The following is a 12,361-nucleotide window of genomic DNA, read 5'->3' on the forward strand; positions in this document are numbered from 1 at the left end:
CCTATTCACCAGCGAGCTTCAGCTTCGGCTCGGCGCCGCTCTCGCGGGCGCGCAGCCGGGCTTCGTCGTGCGCGATATAGTCGCGGGTCATCGGCACCACGCCCTGGCGCTTGGTGAGCTGGATCTGGAAGTTCATCATGCCTTGCTTGCGGAACGTCATCTCGCAGGCGGCGAGATAAAATTCCCACATCAGCGCGAAGCGCTCGTCGTAGAGCTGCACGGCCTCCTCGCGCCGCGCCATGAAGCGCTCCCGCCAGGCCTTCAGCGTCTCGGCGTAATGCAGCCTCAGGATCTCGATGTCGCAGACCAACAGCCCGGCGTTCTCGATCGCGGGCAACACCTCCGAAAGTGACGGGATGTAACCGCCGGGGAAGATGTATTTGGCGATCCAGGGATTGGTCGAATCCGGTCCCTGCGAGCGGCCGATCGAGTGCAGCAACATGACACCGTCATCGCTGAGCAGCTCGGCACAGCGCTGGAAATAAGTATCGTAGAACCCGGCTCCGACATGCTCGAACATGCCGACCGACACGATCCGGTCGAATGGCCCCTCGATGTCGCGATAATCCTGCAGCAGGAAGCGCGCTCGTTGGGTCAGCCCCTTTTCGGCGGCACGTGCACTCGCAACCTGCAACTGCTCCGTCGACAGCGTCACGCCGGTGACATCGGCGCCTGCGATCTCGGCGAGATAGAGGCCGAGCCCGCCCCATCCCGATCCGATGTCGAGCATGCGCTGGCCGGGCTTGACCTGCAGCTTTGCGGTGATGTGGCGTTTCTTGGCGAGTTGCGCGTCGTCGAGCGTGGTGTCAGGCGTCTCGAAATAGGCGCAGCTATATTGCTTGTCCGCGTCGAGGAAGAGCGAATAGAGCCGCGCGTCGAGATCGTAGTGATGGGCGACATTGCTGCGCGAGCGCGCCCGGGGGTTGAACTGTCTCAAGTGTCGGACGAGATAGCGCAAATGCCACCAGGGTTTTGCCCAGCGCGGCAACAGGTCGGCTTGATCGAGCAGGATCGCGAGGACATCGGCGATGTTGCCCTGCTCGACGACGAATTCGCCGTTCATATAGGCCTCGCCAAGCCCGAGCTCGGGATTGACGAGGATCTTTCGCTCTGCGTCTGCAGTAACGAAGCGCACGGCGATCGGCTCGCCCGACCCGTTGCCGGCAGTGAATTTCGATCCTGTTGCCGTGGTCACGGTCATCGACCCGCGGCGAATGAATTGAGACAGGAATTTCCGCAACAATCGGTCCATCCACACCTTCCTCTCGAGCGAACCCGAAGGGATGTGACTAACCCGGCCTGTGTTCATCTGACGCCCAGGGCCCGCTCGGGTTCCTATGCGTTTGCATCTAAATCTGGGGAGGGCGTCCGAGCCCTGCTATTGCGTTGTGTTCACGGCAGATATTCCCGAGGCGCTTAATCACATCCTTGCGCCTGGAGCCTGCTTCCATTCGCAGCGCAATCGGCTAAAAGGTGACCGCCGCCGCGCTGGATGCCGGCCGCATCTGTCGGATTTCAATGGAGATGATGGGAATGTCGAGCCGAGCGCTCAGCCTCGCCACGGTGCTGTTTCTGATCGGCTTCGGCGCCTCCGATGCCGTTCTGGCGCAGGCGACGAACCTCGAGGCCGGCAAGGCCCCATCCCAGATCTTCGCGCAGACTTGCAATGCCTGCCACAAGAGCCCACGGGGGCTGTTGAAGACCGTCGCGCCCGGTTCGCTGCCAGGCTTCCTGCGCCAGCACTACACCACGAGCCCCGACATGGCCGGCGTGCTCGCCTCCTACCTCGTCTCCAACGGTGCCGCCGACACCCGCTATCAGTCCAAGGACGGGAAAGACGGCAGGGACGGCAAGGAGAAGAAGGACGGCGCCAAGGAGAAGGACGCCAACACGAATCCTGGACAGTCGCCTGGGCATCAGGGCCGCCGCCAGCGACAGGAAGCTGCCAAGCCCGAGGGCGAAGGCGCCGCGACGGCGGCGCCCGAGGGACGTCAGAAGCGCGCAGCGCGGCCGAGCGAGGAGGGCGCCAAAGAGGGTGCAAAGCCCGAGGCGACCACCGAACAGCCGCCGATGGGCCGCAAGGGCAAGCGGCTGAGCAAGCGCGCCAAGCCGGAGAGCGAAGACGCCGGCGCGCTTAAGGTTGAGCCCAAGGTTGACTCCAAGATCGAGCCCAAGACCGAGCCTAAGACCGAGCCCAAGATTGAGCCGAAGAGCGAGAGCGCGAAGGTCGATTCCGAGTCCAAGCCCGACAGCGCGAAGCCGGCCGAGGCCAAGCCCGAGAGCGCCAAGGTCGAGCCGAGCACCAGCGAGACACCGGCTTTGCGCCCTGATCCGGTACCGCAGGTGACACCGGCTGCGCCGGCCGCCGCCAAGCCGGCCGAACCGGCTGCGCCGAAGCCTGCGGAAGCTGCCGTTTCGAAACCGGCCGAGCCCGCGCCCAGCGCCGAGCCGGCAGCCAAGCCGGCAGAACCGGCGCCGTCGGCGCCTACTGCTGCTCCATCGCCCGCACCGGCCGAATCCTCCGGCCCGCCGGCGCCGCCGATCTCGCGCTAAGCAGCACATCCCATCGATCCCGAAGGCCGCGTCCCGCGCGGCCTTCGTCGTCTTGACTGCGCGGCGGCGTCGAGAAGCACACCGCGACCGCGCTCGCCGCGATCGCGATGCTGAGCGAAGATTGTTGGTACAAAAACGAAAAGCCCGGCCGCCTGAGGCAGCCGGGCTGATTTATACGGCCGTCATCCCGGGGCTCGCGAAGCGAGAACCCGGAATCTCGAGATTCCCGGGTGCGCAATTGCGCACCTGAGGTTCGGCCCATCGGACCATCCCGGGATGACGACCTATGGCCTTACTTCTCTTCCTCAGCTGGGGCCGGAGCGACCTCGTCGTGCTGGGCTTCCGGATCGAAGAACTCGCCGGCGGCGGCGATCGCCTCGGCTGCCGCGTCGCGGTCCTCGTTGCGGGTGGAGATGTCCTCGCCGCGGTTGATGCGCTCGGCCTCGTCCTGGCTGCGCGCGACGGTCACGGTGACCTCGACCTCGACCTCGGGGTGAATCGCAACGGTGATCGAGTGCTTGCCGATGGTCTTGATCGGCGCATCGAGCTGCACCTGCGGACGGGACAGCGAAACGCCATCAGCCTCGAACGCCATCACGACGTCACGCACGGTGACCGAGCCGAACAGCTGGCCGGCTTCCGACGCCTGACGGATCACGATGATGTTCTTGCCTTCGATCTTCTCGGCGACCTTGGCGGCTTCGCCCTTCGAGGCGAGGTTGCGCGCTTCGAGATCGGCCTTCATGCCGTCGTACTTGGCCTTGTTGTCGGCAGTGGCGCGCAGCGCCTTGCCGCGCTTGAGCAGGAAATTGCGGGCATAGCCGTCGCGAACCTTCACGACTTCGCCCATCTGGCCGAGCTTGCTCACGCGTTCCAGCAAAATGACTTCCATATTCGTTCTCCTTTGAAGTGCTCTGGGTTTTCAGGTTTCGGGTTGAACTCAAGAGGTCGGCAATGGGGGCGGTTGATGGCTGCGCAGGAAACGCTGGCGGAAGCCGAACACGGCATCCGCAAGCCCGAGGATCACCATCGCGATCACAGGCCAGCCGAACACGACGACGACGGCATAGGTTGAACCGAGCCAGAAGGTCCGGCTCTTCAGCGCGAGTGTCAGCGTATGCAGCACGGCGAAGCCGGTCAGCGCGTAGGCAATCATCAATGCCGCCGTGGTGATCTGCGCGACGATCGCGACCAGGCCGCCGGTGAAGCAGAAGGCGAGCGCGATGCAGAGCACCGCGAGCGTCATCGCCGGCAATTCGGCCGTCTTCAGATCCGGCCAGGAGCGGCGCAGCCGGCCCGATGTCGCCGTCACCTTGGCGCTGAGCCACAGGTTGAGGGTGAGCGTCATCATCGAGACGATGGCGGCGGCAGCCGGCGCGATGCGGACCAGTGCGTCGATGAACTGGTCGGCCTCGCTTGTAGCCTGCGGATCGGTGGCGCGGAGGATGCGCGTCAAGCCACGGTGCAGCGTGCCGGTAATGCTGTCAGCATCGGTGCCGAGCGTGAGAAGGGCGGCGATCGTGGTCAGCGCGGCGAAGCCCGCAATCCACAACAGGATGCGGCCGACCGGATACCATTCGATCTCGGGTTCGGCAGGCGCGGCGATGGCCGCGGCAGCTGTCACGCTCGCCACGTGCCGACCGAGCAGGACAAGATGGCCCAGCCACCAGGCCGGCAATGCGACGGTGACGGCAAAGGCAAGGCAATAGGGTAGGCCAAAGATGGCGCCGAGGCCGACAGCGGCGGCGATCCCGCCGAGGCTCGCGTAGAGCGGCCCCCAGCCGATCGCGGCGACCATCAGCGGCAGCGGCGCGAGATAGAACAGGACGAGCGAGATCAGCGCGCCCGAAACGATCGACGCGAACATCAGGGCCGACGCAGCGCCGGCGATCAGGGCTATCAGTCCAAATACGATCATCAGCTGTCCCGCTCCCTTCGAGCGGTTAGAGGCGTTTCGCCCCAACCATCGGCGACCGGACGACCCGGAAGCCTTATGAAATCCAGAGAGTGCGGCCGGCGGCGCGATCGCCGCCGGCCGGATTCGTCTTAGCGAATGACGTAGGGCAGCAGGCCCAGGAAGCGCGCGCGCTTGATGGCGCGGGCGAGCTCACGCTGCTTCTTCGCGGACACCGCGGTGATGCGGCTCGGCACGATCTTGCCGCGCTCGGAGACGTAACGCATCAACAGCTTGGAGTCCTTGTAGTCGATCTTCGGCGCATTGGCTCCCGTGAACGGGCAGCTCTTGCGGCGACGGAAAAACGGGCGGCGTGCACCAGCTTCAGCCATTGTTCTTACTCCCCATCCGTCGTGGTTTCAGCGTCTTCGCGCGGACGGCGCGGGCCGCGATCACCGCGGAAGCCACCACCGTCGCGGTCACCGCCACGGAAACCGCCTTCGCGGTCGCCACGGAAGCCGCCGCCTTCACGATCGCGGAATCCACCGCCACGGTCGTCACGCTCGCGATCACGATCCGCCTTGCGCATCATCGCCGACGGGCCTTCCTCGAGCTCTTCGACGCGGACGCTGAGATAGCGGATCACGTCCTCGCTGATGCGCTCCTGACGCTCGATCTCGGCGATCGCCGCGGACGGCGCGTCGATGTTGAGCAGCACGAAGTGCGCCTTGCGGTTCTTGTTCATGCGGTAGGTGAGGGAGCGAACGCCCCAATTCTCGGTCTTGGTGACCTTGCCGCCGAGACCTTCGACGATGCCGGTCATCTGCGCAGTCAGCTCTTCGACCTGCTGCGTGCTCGCGTCCTGGCGCGCGAGAAAAACATGCTCATAGAGAGCCATTGTCGTCCTTTCCTCGTGTTGGCGCATCACCCGGCGTCAAGCCCTTAAGAGACCTTCGGAAAGGACTCTGGGATCAAGCTCAGAAGGCGGAAACACGGGACGACGGGCCGACTGGCCCTGCCACACCAAAATCACTGAGGATTTGCTGAGACCGTCCGTTCAGCTCCCGGCCGGGGTCTGCGGATGCGCGCGTTATACGGATTTTGGCCGGCTTGGCAAGGTTGCGGGCCATGCTTTCGGTCCGGATTGCCGCGGGGCGGCTGTCTAGGGCCGGTCCTCCCATACCACATCGCGCTTGATCTATTTGTTTGTATGACATACAAATAAATCAGGGAGAGGATCTGATGGCGGAAAAGCCTGCGCAGGAGCCGCTTGAGGCGGCAGCAGACCCCAAGCACGCCGCGCGGGCGACACGTTCGGCTGGCCGCAAAATGCGGTCCCTGCTGCTGGATGCCGCGAGCCCGCTGTTTCGGGAGCGGGGGCTGGCGGGCACCGCGATCACCGACATCGCAGCCGCGGCGGACGCGTTCCCAAGCCAGATCACCTATTACTTCCGCACCAAGGAGGCGCTGTTCGTCGAATGCGCCTGCCGTGATCTCTTGTATCTGGCGCGCGCGACCGAACAGGCGGCGCTGAAGGCGCGCACGCCGCGGGAATACACCCACGCATTGGCCGAGACCGTTACGGCGAGCGATTCGATCGCCTTTTTTGCCGAGGCGCTGACGCTGACGCGGCGACGCCAGGATCTGGCGCCGCTGGTCGAGCGCACCATCGAGCGCCTGCATGCTGAGGGCGCGCGCGCCTATGCGGGCCAGGTCGAGCGCCACGGCTGGCGCTCGCTGCGCGCGCCCGACGAAAGCTCGCGGCGGTTCTGGGCCGTCGCCATCGGAATCATTCTCGAAGGCTATGCCATGGGCCGTTCGCCCGAGGCGCTGTGCGCCGAGATGCTGCGCGTGCTCGGCGAGCAGGCGAAACCCGCCGGTGATGCGGCACGCCTGCGTCTCGTCGACGAGCGCGACACATCAAGTCAGCGGAACGAGGAGGGCTAGGTCATGACCGCGCTTCGGATGCGAGCTCGCGATTTCCTGACCGACGATCAACTCGCCGACGTGCGGCAGCGCGTGACCTGGAAGGGTGTCGCGATGATCGCCCACGCATGGGCGCTGATCGTTGCCGCGATCGCATTGGTCGCGTGGTGGCCCAATCCGCTGACCTACGTCTTCGCTGTTGCCATCATCGGCTCACGCCAGCTCGGCCTTGCAATCCTGATGCACGACGGTGCGCATGGTTGTCTGTCCGCGGACGAGAAAACCAACCTGATGCTGAGCCAGTGGTTCTGCGCCTACCCGCTCTTTGCCGAGACGCGCAGCTATCGGCGTTATCACCTCCAGCATCACGCGCGCACCCAGCAGGAGGATGATCCCGATCTGGTGCTGTCGGCGCCGTTTCCGATCACGAAGCTGAGCTACCGCCGCAAGTTCATTCGCGACCTCACCGGGCAGACGGGCTACCAGCAGCGCAAGGCGCAATTGCTCAATGCGCTCGGCCCTACGAATTGGCCGTGGCGCCAGCGCGCCGCTCATGTCTGGGAGAAGCTCGGCCCGCAATGCCTCGTCAACGCTGCAATGTTCGCCGCGTGCGTTGCTGCCGGCGTGTGGTGGGCCTATCCGCTGCTCTGGCTGGTGCCGCTTCTGACCTGGATGATGGTGATCACCCGCATCCGCAACATCGCCGAACACGCCGTCGTGCCCGACAGCAGCGATCCCTTGCGCAACACGCGCACCACGCGCGCCAATTTTCTCGAGCGTCTGTTCATCGCGCCGTATTACGTGAACTACCACCTCGAGCATCATCTGCTGTTCTACGTGCCCTGCTACAATCTGCCGAAAGTCCACCGCCTGCTCAGCGAGAGCCGGCACGCCGGCCGCATGGAGGTGCAGCCGGGCTATGCCGCGGTGCTGCGGCTTGCGACCGCAAAGCCCGATCGGGATGACCGTCCTGGCAAGCTCGTGAATAGCGCGCGACGCGCGCGGGCGGGGGCGGCGGTCGACGCCAACCAGACCAACGGCGGATTTTAGGGGGCCGCATCCCCGGTCGAAGACTGGCGGAAGTTCCTATCTTGGCTTGACATTCCGGCCCCGGACAGTGTCTACGGCCCCTTTCGGAGCATGGTCGGGAACCAAGGCTCGGGCCGGACGTCAACGGCTGCCGGGTTCTCGAAGCACACGACTTGAGTGATCCAGGAGCGCGCCGATGACGGCAGCATTCACATTTCCAGGGCAGGGTTCCCAGGCGGTTGGCATGGGCAAGGCCTTGGCTGACGCTTTTTCGGTGGCGCGCGCCGTGTTCGACGAGGTCGATGCCGCGCTTGGAGAGAAGCTGACCGCGACGATCTGGGAAGGTCCGGCTGAAACCCTTCAGCTCACCGAGAACGCCCAGCCGGCCCTTATGGCGGTGTCTGTGGCGACCCTGCGCGTGCTGGAGGCTGAGGCTGGATTTTCCGTGGGGCGGGATGCAGCCTTCGTGGCAGGCCACTCGCTCGGTGAATATTCGGCGCTGGCTGCGGCCGGCAGCCTGACGATTTCGGACACCGCGCGATTGCTTCGCACCCGCGGTCTCGCAATGCAAAAGGCCGTACCGGTCGGCGCCGGCGCGATGGCCGCGCTGCTCGGCCTCGACTACGACGCGGCCATGGAGGTCGCCAAGGAGGCGGCTCAGGGGCAGGTCTGCCAGGCCGCCAATGACAATGGTGGCGGGCAGGTGGTCGTCTCCGGCGACAAGGCCGCAGTCGATCGCGCCGTCGAGATCGCCAAGACCAAGGGCGCCAAGCGCGCGATGCTGCTGCCGGTGTCCGCGCCGTTCCATTGCCAGCTGATGCAGCCCGCGGCCGACGCGATGGCCGAAGCGCTGTCCAAGGTCACGATCAAGGCGCCGGCCGCGCCGCTGGTGTCGAACGTGCTGGCCAGCGCCATCACGGATCCCGACGAGATTCGCCGCCGGCTGGTCGAACAGGTGACCGGCACGGTGCGCTGGCGCGAGTCGGTTGCCTATATGGCGGGGCAGGGCGTCACCCGTTTCTTCGAGATCGGTGCCGGCAAGGTGCTAACGGGTCTCGTCAAGCGTATCGCCGACGGCGCTGTTGGCGTGTCGGTGGGCGGTCCCAACGACATTGCCGCCGCCAAGGATGCATTGGCCGCTGCGATGCAGGGCTAGAGGAGTTTCTCAATGTTCGACCTCACTGGCAAAAAGGCGCTCGTCACCGGCGCGACCGGCGGCATCGGCGGCGCGATCGCACAGGCGCTGCATGCGCAGGGCGCGACCGTTGCGATTTCAGGGACGCGCAAGGAAGTGCTGGATGAGCTTGCCGGCAAGCTCGGCGAGCGCTCCCATGTGCTGCCCTGCAATCTGTCCAAGGCCGATGAGGTCGAGGCACTGGTGCCGGCTGCGGAAGCCGCCATGGGCCAGGTGGACATCCTCATCGCCAATGCCGGCATCACGCGCGACAATCTGTTCGTTCAACTGCGCGACGAGGATTGGGATGAGGTCATCAACGTCAACCTGACGGCGACCTTCCGCCTGGCGCGCGCCGCCACCAAATTGATGATGCGCAAGCGCTTCGGCCGCATCATCGCGATCACGTCGATCGTCGGCGTGACCGGCAATCCCGGCCAGGGCAATTACACCGCGTCGAAGGCCGGCCTGATCGGCATGATCAAGACGCTGGGCGCCGAATACGCCAAGCGGGGCGTCACGGCCAATTGCATCGCGCCCGGCTTCATCAAGACGCCGATGACGGATGCGCTCAACGACAAGCAGCGCGAGACCATCCTGGCCAAGGTTCCGGCAGCCCGTCTGGGCACCCCCGAGGACATCGCGGCCGCCGCTGTCTACCTGAGTTCGAACGAAGCAGCCTACGTCACCGGCCAGACCATCCACGTCAACGGCGGCATGGCCATGATCTGACGCGTCGTTCCGCACTGCCCACATGGCTGGTGTGGATGCGGCAAACGGCCGTTTCCGGAGCGAATTGAGGCGTGTAGTCAAGGCAGTTGAAGTATGATAACCGGACCTTCAACGGATGGGCAAAGAACGCCATTGCAGGTTTTTGAAACCCTGTATATTGGCGATGCGGAGCCTTGGCCGTCGTTCGCCGGGTCTCTATCGGTTAAGATGGGGCCAAATCAAAGTTCGTAAGCGAAGGCAGTCAACGACCACGACGGCTCGTATCGTCCCGGGGGGTCGGGTCTACAGGGAACAACACGAGGTTATGCAATGAGTGACATTGGCGAGCGGGTTAAGAAGATCGTGGTCGAACACCTTGGTGTTGAACCCGAAAAGGTTGTCGACGCAGCGAGCTTCATCGATGACCTCGGCGCCGACAGTCTGGACACCGTCGAGCTGGTGATGGCGTTCGAAGAAGAATTCGGTTGTGAGATTCCGGACGACGCCGCTGAGACGATTCTCACCGTCGGCGACGCCACGAAGTTTCTCGAGAAGAACGCGAAGAGCTAAGGCTCTTCATTTTCGCGGGGACAACATTGAAACCGGACGGGCCGCTTCCCAGCGGTCAGCCGGTTTCTTGTTATTGGCCGTGAATCTTTCGATGCGGAGTTTTCGGATATGAGGCGGGTTGTCGTCACTGGTCTCGGCATGGTGTCGCCACTCGGCTGCGGCGTCGAGCCGACCTGGAAACGTATCCTCAACGGCGAAAGCGGTGCTCGCGCGATCGAGAGCTTCGACGTCTCTGATCTGCAAACCAAATACGCCTGCACAGTGGTGCGCGGCGATGGCAGCAACGGCAGCTTCAACCCTGATATCTGGATGGAGCCGAAGGACCAGCGCAAGGTCGACGACTTCATCATTTTCGGCATGGCCGCGGCCGGCCAGGCGCTCGACGATGCCAACTGGCATCCCGAGACCGAAGAGGACAAATGCGCGACCGGCACCATGATCGGCTCGGGCATCGGCGGCCTCAGCGGTATCGCCGACACCGCGATCCTCCTGAAGGAGCGCGGACCGCGCCGGGTGTCGCCGTTCTTCATTCCGGGCCGCCTGATCAATCTCGCCTCCGGCTACGTCTCGATCGCGCATGGGCTGAAGGGCCCCAACCATTCCGTTGTCACGGCCTGCTCCACCGGCGCGCATGCGGTCGGTGATGCTGCCCGTCTGATCGCGCTCGGCGATGCCGACGTGATGGTTGCCGGTGGCGCCGAGTCGCCGATCAGCCGCATCGGCATTGCCGGCTTCAACGCCGCGCGCGCGCTGTCGACCGGCTTCAACGAGACGCCCGAGAAGGCCTCGCGTCCCTACGACAAGGACCGCGACGGTTTCGTGATGGGCGAGGGCGCCGGCGTCCTGGTCCTCGAGGAGCTCGATCATGCCCGGCGCCGCGGCGCGAAGATCTATGCCGAGGTGATCGGCTACGGCCTGTCGGGCGACGCCTATCACATTACGTCGCCGTCGCCCGATGGTGATGGCGGCTTCCGCAGCATGTCGGCCGCGCTGAAGCGCGCCGGCCTGACCGCGTCCGATCTCGACTACATCAACGCGCACGGTACCTCGACGCCGCTCGGCGACGAGATCGAGCTCGGCGCGGTGGAGCGGCTGCTCGGCAATGCCGCCTCCAAGGTGGCGATGTCCTCGACCAAATCGTCGACCGGCCATCTGCTCGGCGCGGCCGGCGCGATCGAGGCGATCTTCGCGATCCTCGCGATTCGCGATAATGTCGTGCCGCCGACCATCAACCTGGACAACCCGTCGGTGGCGACCGCGATCGATCTCGTGCCGCACAAAGCCAAGCAGCGCGAGGTGAACGTCGCCTTGTCGAATTCTTTCGGTTTCGGCGGTACCAATGCGTCGGTGATCGTCCGGCGTCTGGCCCAATAGTTTGCGTTTGAGACGAATCCACCGTTTTGCCGTATTCGGCGATAGTCATGTCTGTGGGCGCGTGCATTTGGCTCGGCAAGCGATTGTCAGGCTGCGATTGAACCAGCAGGATTCAGGTTGCTTCGATGAGTGAAAGGCCGCCCATTTCGCCCCGGAGTCCGCGGGCAGCGCTCGAGCCCGAGCAGGTCCCGCCGCCGCCGAAGCGTTCGGAGCGGGCGCGCAATCCGTTCGTCGTGGTCGGCAACGCCATCATCACCTTGCTCCTGATCGGCATGATCGGCGCCGGCGCGGCCTATTATTACGGCCGGCAGGTGCTGGAGTCGCCGGGGCCGCTGAAGGAAGACAAGGTCGTCAACATCCCGCAGCGTGCGGGCAAGCGCGACATCGCCGAGACCCTGAACAAGGAAGGCGTCACCGACGTCAATCCATGGGTGTTCATCGGCGCTGTGGCTGCGCTGAAGGCGAGCTCGGATCTCAAGCCCGGTGAATATTCGTTCCAGAAGAACGCGAGCCTGCGCGACGTCATTGGCACCATCGTCGAGGGCAAGGTGGTCCAGCACGCCGTCACAATTCCCGAGGGCTTGACCTCCGAGCAGATCGTGGCGCGGCTCACCGACAACGACATCTTCACCGGCAGCGTGCATGAATTGCCGCGGGAAGGCACGCTGCTGCCCGAGACCTACAAGTTCCCGCGCGGGACCCCGCGTGACCAGGTGATCCAGCGCATGCAGCAGGCGCACAAGCGCGTGCTCGCCGAGATCTGGGAACGGCGCAGCCAGGACCTGCCGGTCAAGACTCCTGAGCAGTTGGTGACGCTGGCCTCGATCGTCGAGAAGGAGACCGGCAAGCCGGACGAGCGCAGCCGTGTTGCGGCCGTGTTCGTCAATCGCCTCAAGCAGAAGATCAAGCTGCAGTCCGACCCGACCATCATTTATGGCCTCGTCGGCGGCAAGGGGACGCTCGGACGTCCGATCAAGCGCAGCGAGATCACGCAGCCCTCGCCCTACAACACCTACGTGATCGAGGGCCTGCCGCCGGGGCCGATCTCCAATCCCGGCCGCGCCTCGCTGGAGGCCGCCGCCAACCCGGCCCGCACCCGCGACCTCTATTTCGTCGCCGATGGCTCGGGC

13 protein-coding genes are annotated in these 12,361 nt (G+C 64.8%); 8 read left to right on the forward strand and 5 right to left on the reverse strand.

Features of this window, described 5'->3' with window-relative positions:
* Position 1: 1 nt before the first annotated feature.
* A complete protein-coding gene (locus Q0687_RS15265) occupies positions 2 to 1,252 on the reverse strand; it encodes a cyclopropane-fatty-acyl-phospholipid synthase family protein (protein WP_298878023.1) in 1,251 nt (416 codons plus the stop codon).
* A 281-nt stretch (positions 1,253 to 1,533) separates the two neighbouring features.
* Here Q0687_RS15265 and Q0687_RS15270 point away from each other — a divergent pair, with 281 nt between their 5' ends.
* Positions 1,534 to 2,553 carry a hypothetical protein gene (locus tag Q0687_RS15270; RefSeq protein ID WP_298878025.1) on the forward strand — a complete coding sequence of 340 codons (1,020 nt, stop codon included), beginning with the start codon at positions 1,534 to 1,536 and terminating at the stop codon, positions 2,551 to 2,553.
* 292 nt (positions 2,554 to 2,845) lie between these two features.
* Here Q0687_RS15270 and rplI read toward each other — a convergent pair whose 3' ends face one another.
* The 4 genes from rplI to rpsF form a co-directional block, all read right to left on the reverse strand.
* Positions 2,846 to 3,445: a 50S ribosomal protein L9 gene (rplI, locus tag Q0687_RS15275; protein ID WP_298878026.1), complete on the reverse strand. Its 600-nt coding sequence runs from the start codon at positions 3,443 to 3,445 to the stop codon at positions 2,846 to 2,848.
* A gap of 48 nt (positions 3,446 to 3,493) precedes the next feature.
* Entirely contained in the window at positions 3,494 to 4,471 is a 978-nt protein-coding gene (locus tag Q0687_RS15280) for a DUF2232 domain-containing protein (protein ID WP_298878028.1), read from the reverse strand.
* Positions 4,472 to 4,599: 128 nt separating this feature from the next.
* Entirely contained in the window at positions 4,600 to 4,839 is a 240-nt protein-coding gene (rpsR, locus tag Q0687_RS15285) for a 30S ribosomal protein S18 (protein WP_007592020.1), read from the reverse strand.
* Positions 4,840 to 4,844: 5 nt separating this feature from the next.
* Positions 4,845 to 5,345 (reverse strand): 30S ribosomal protein S6, encoded by a 501-nt coding sequence (gene rpsF, locus Q0687_RS15290; RefSeq protein WP_027535223.1) that lies wholly within the window; start codon positions 5,343 to 5,345, stop codon positions 4,845 to 4,847.
* 344 nt (positions 5,346 to 5,689) lie between these two features.
* On the opposite strand from rpsF, the gene Q0687_RS15295 reads away from it, so the two are divergent.
* The 7 genes from Q0687_RS15295 to mltG all read left to right on the forward strand — a co-directional run.
* Positions 5,690 to 6,394: a TetR/AcrR family transcriptional regulator C-terminal domain-containing protein gene (locus Q0687_RS15295; protein WP_298878031.1), complete on the forward strand. Its 705-nt coding sequence runs from the start codon at positions 5,690 to 5,692 to the stop codon at positions 6,392 to 6,394.
* A gap of 3 nt (positions 6,395 to 6,397) precedes the next feature.
* Positions 6,398 to 7,423: a fatty acid desaturase family protein gene (locus Q0687_RS15300; RefSeq protein WP_298878033.1), complete on the forward strand. Its 1,026-nt coding sequence runs from the start codon at positions 6,398 to 6,400 to the stop codon at positions 7,421 to 7,423.
* A 175-nt stretch (positions 7,424 to 7,598) separates the two neighbouring features.
* Positions 7,599 to 8,558, forward strand: a complete 960-nt coding sequence (fabD, locus tag Q0687_RS15305; RefSeq protein ID WP_298878035.1) for an ACP S-malonyltransferase — start codon at positions 7,599 to 7,601, stop codon at positions 8,556 to 8,558.
* A gap of 12 nt (positions 8,559 to 8,570) precedes the next feature.
* Entirely contained in the window at positions 8,571 to 9,308 is a 738-nt protein-coding gene (fabG, locus tag Q0687_RS15310; protein ID WP_298878037.1) for a 3-oxoacyl-[acyl-carrier-protein] reductase, read from the forward strand.
* 309 nt (positions 9,309 to 9,617) lie between these two features.
* Entirely contained in the window at positions 9,618 to 9,857 is a 240-nt protein-coding gene (locus Q0687_RS15315) for an acyl carrier protein (RefSeq protein WP_008130699.1), read from the forward strand.
* 108 nt (positions 9,858 to 9,965) lie between these two features.
* Positions 9,966 to 11,231, forward strand: a complete 1,266-nt coding sequence (gene fabF / locus Q0687_RS15320; protein ID WP_298878039.1) for a beta-ketoacyl-ACP synthase II — start codon at positions 9,966 to 9,968, stop codon at positions 11,229 to 11,231.
* Positions 11,232 to 11,356: 125 nt separating this feature from the next.
* The coding region (gene mltG / locus Q0687_RS15325) for an endolytic transglycosylase MltG (RefSeq protein ID WP_298878040.1) at positions 11,357 to 12,361 on the forward strand (1,005 nt) is incomplete at its 3' end.

The organism is uncultured Bradyrhizobium sp., from assembly GCF_936928535.1.
Lineage (GTDB): Bacteria > Pseudomonadota > Alphaproteobacteria > Rhizobiales > Xanthobacteraceae > Bradyrhizobium.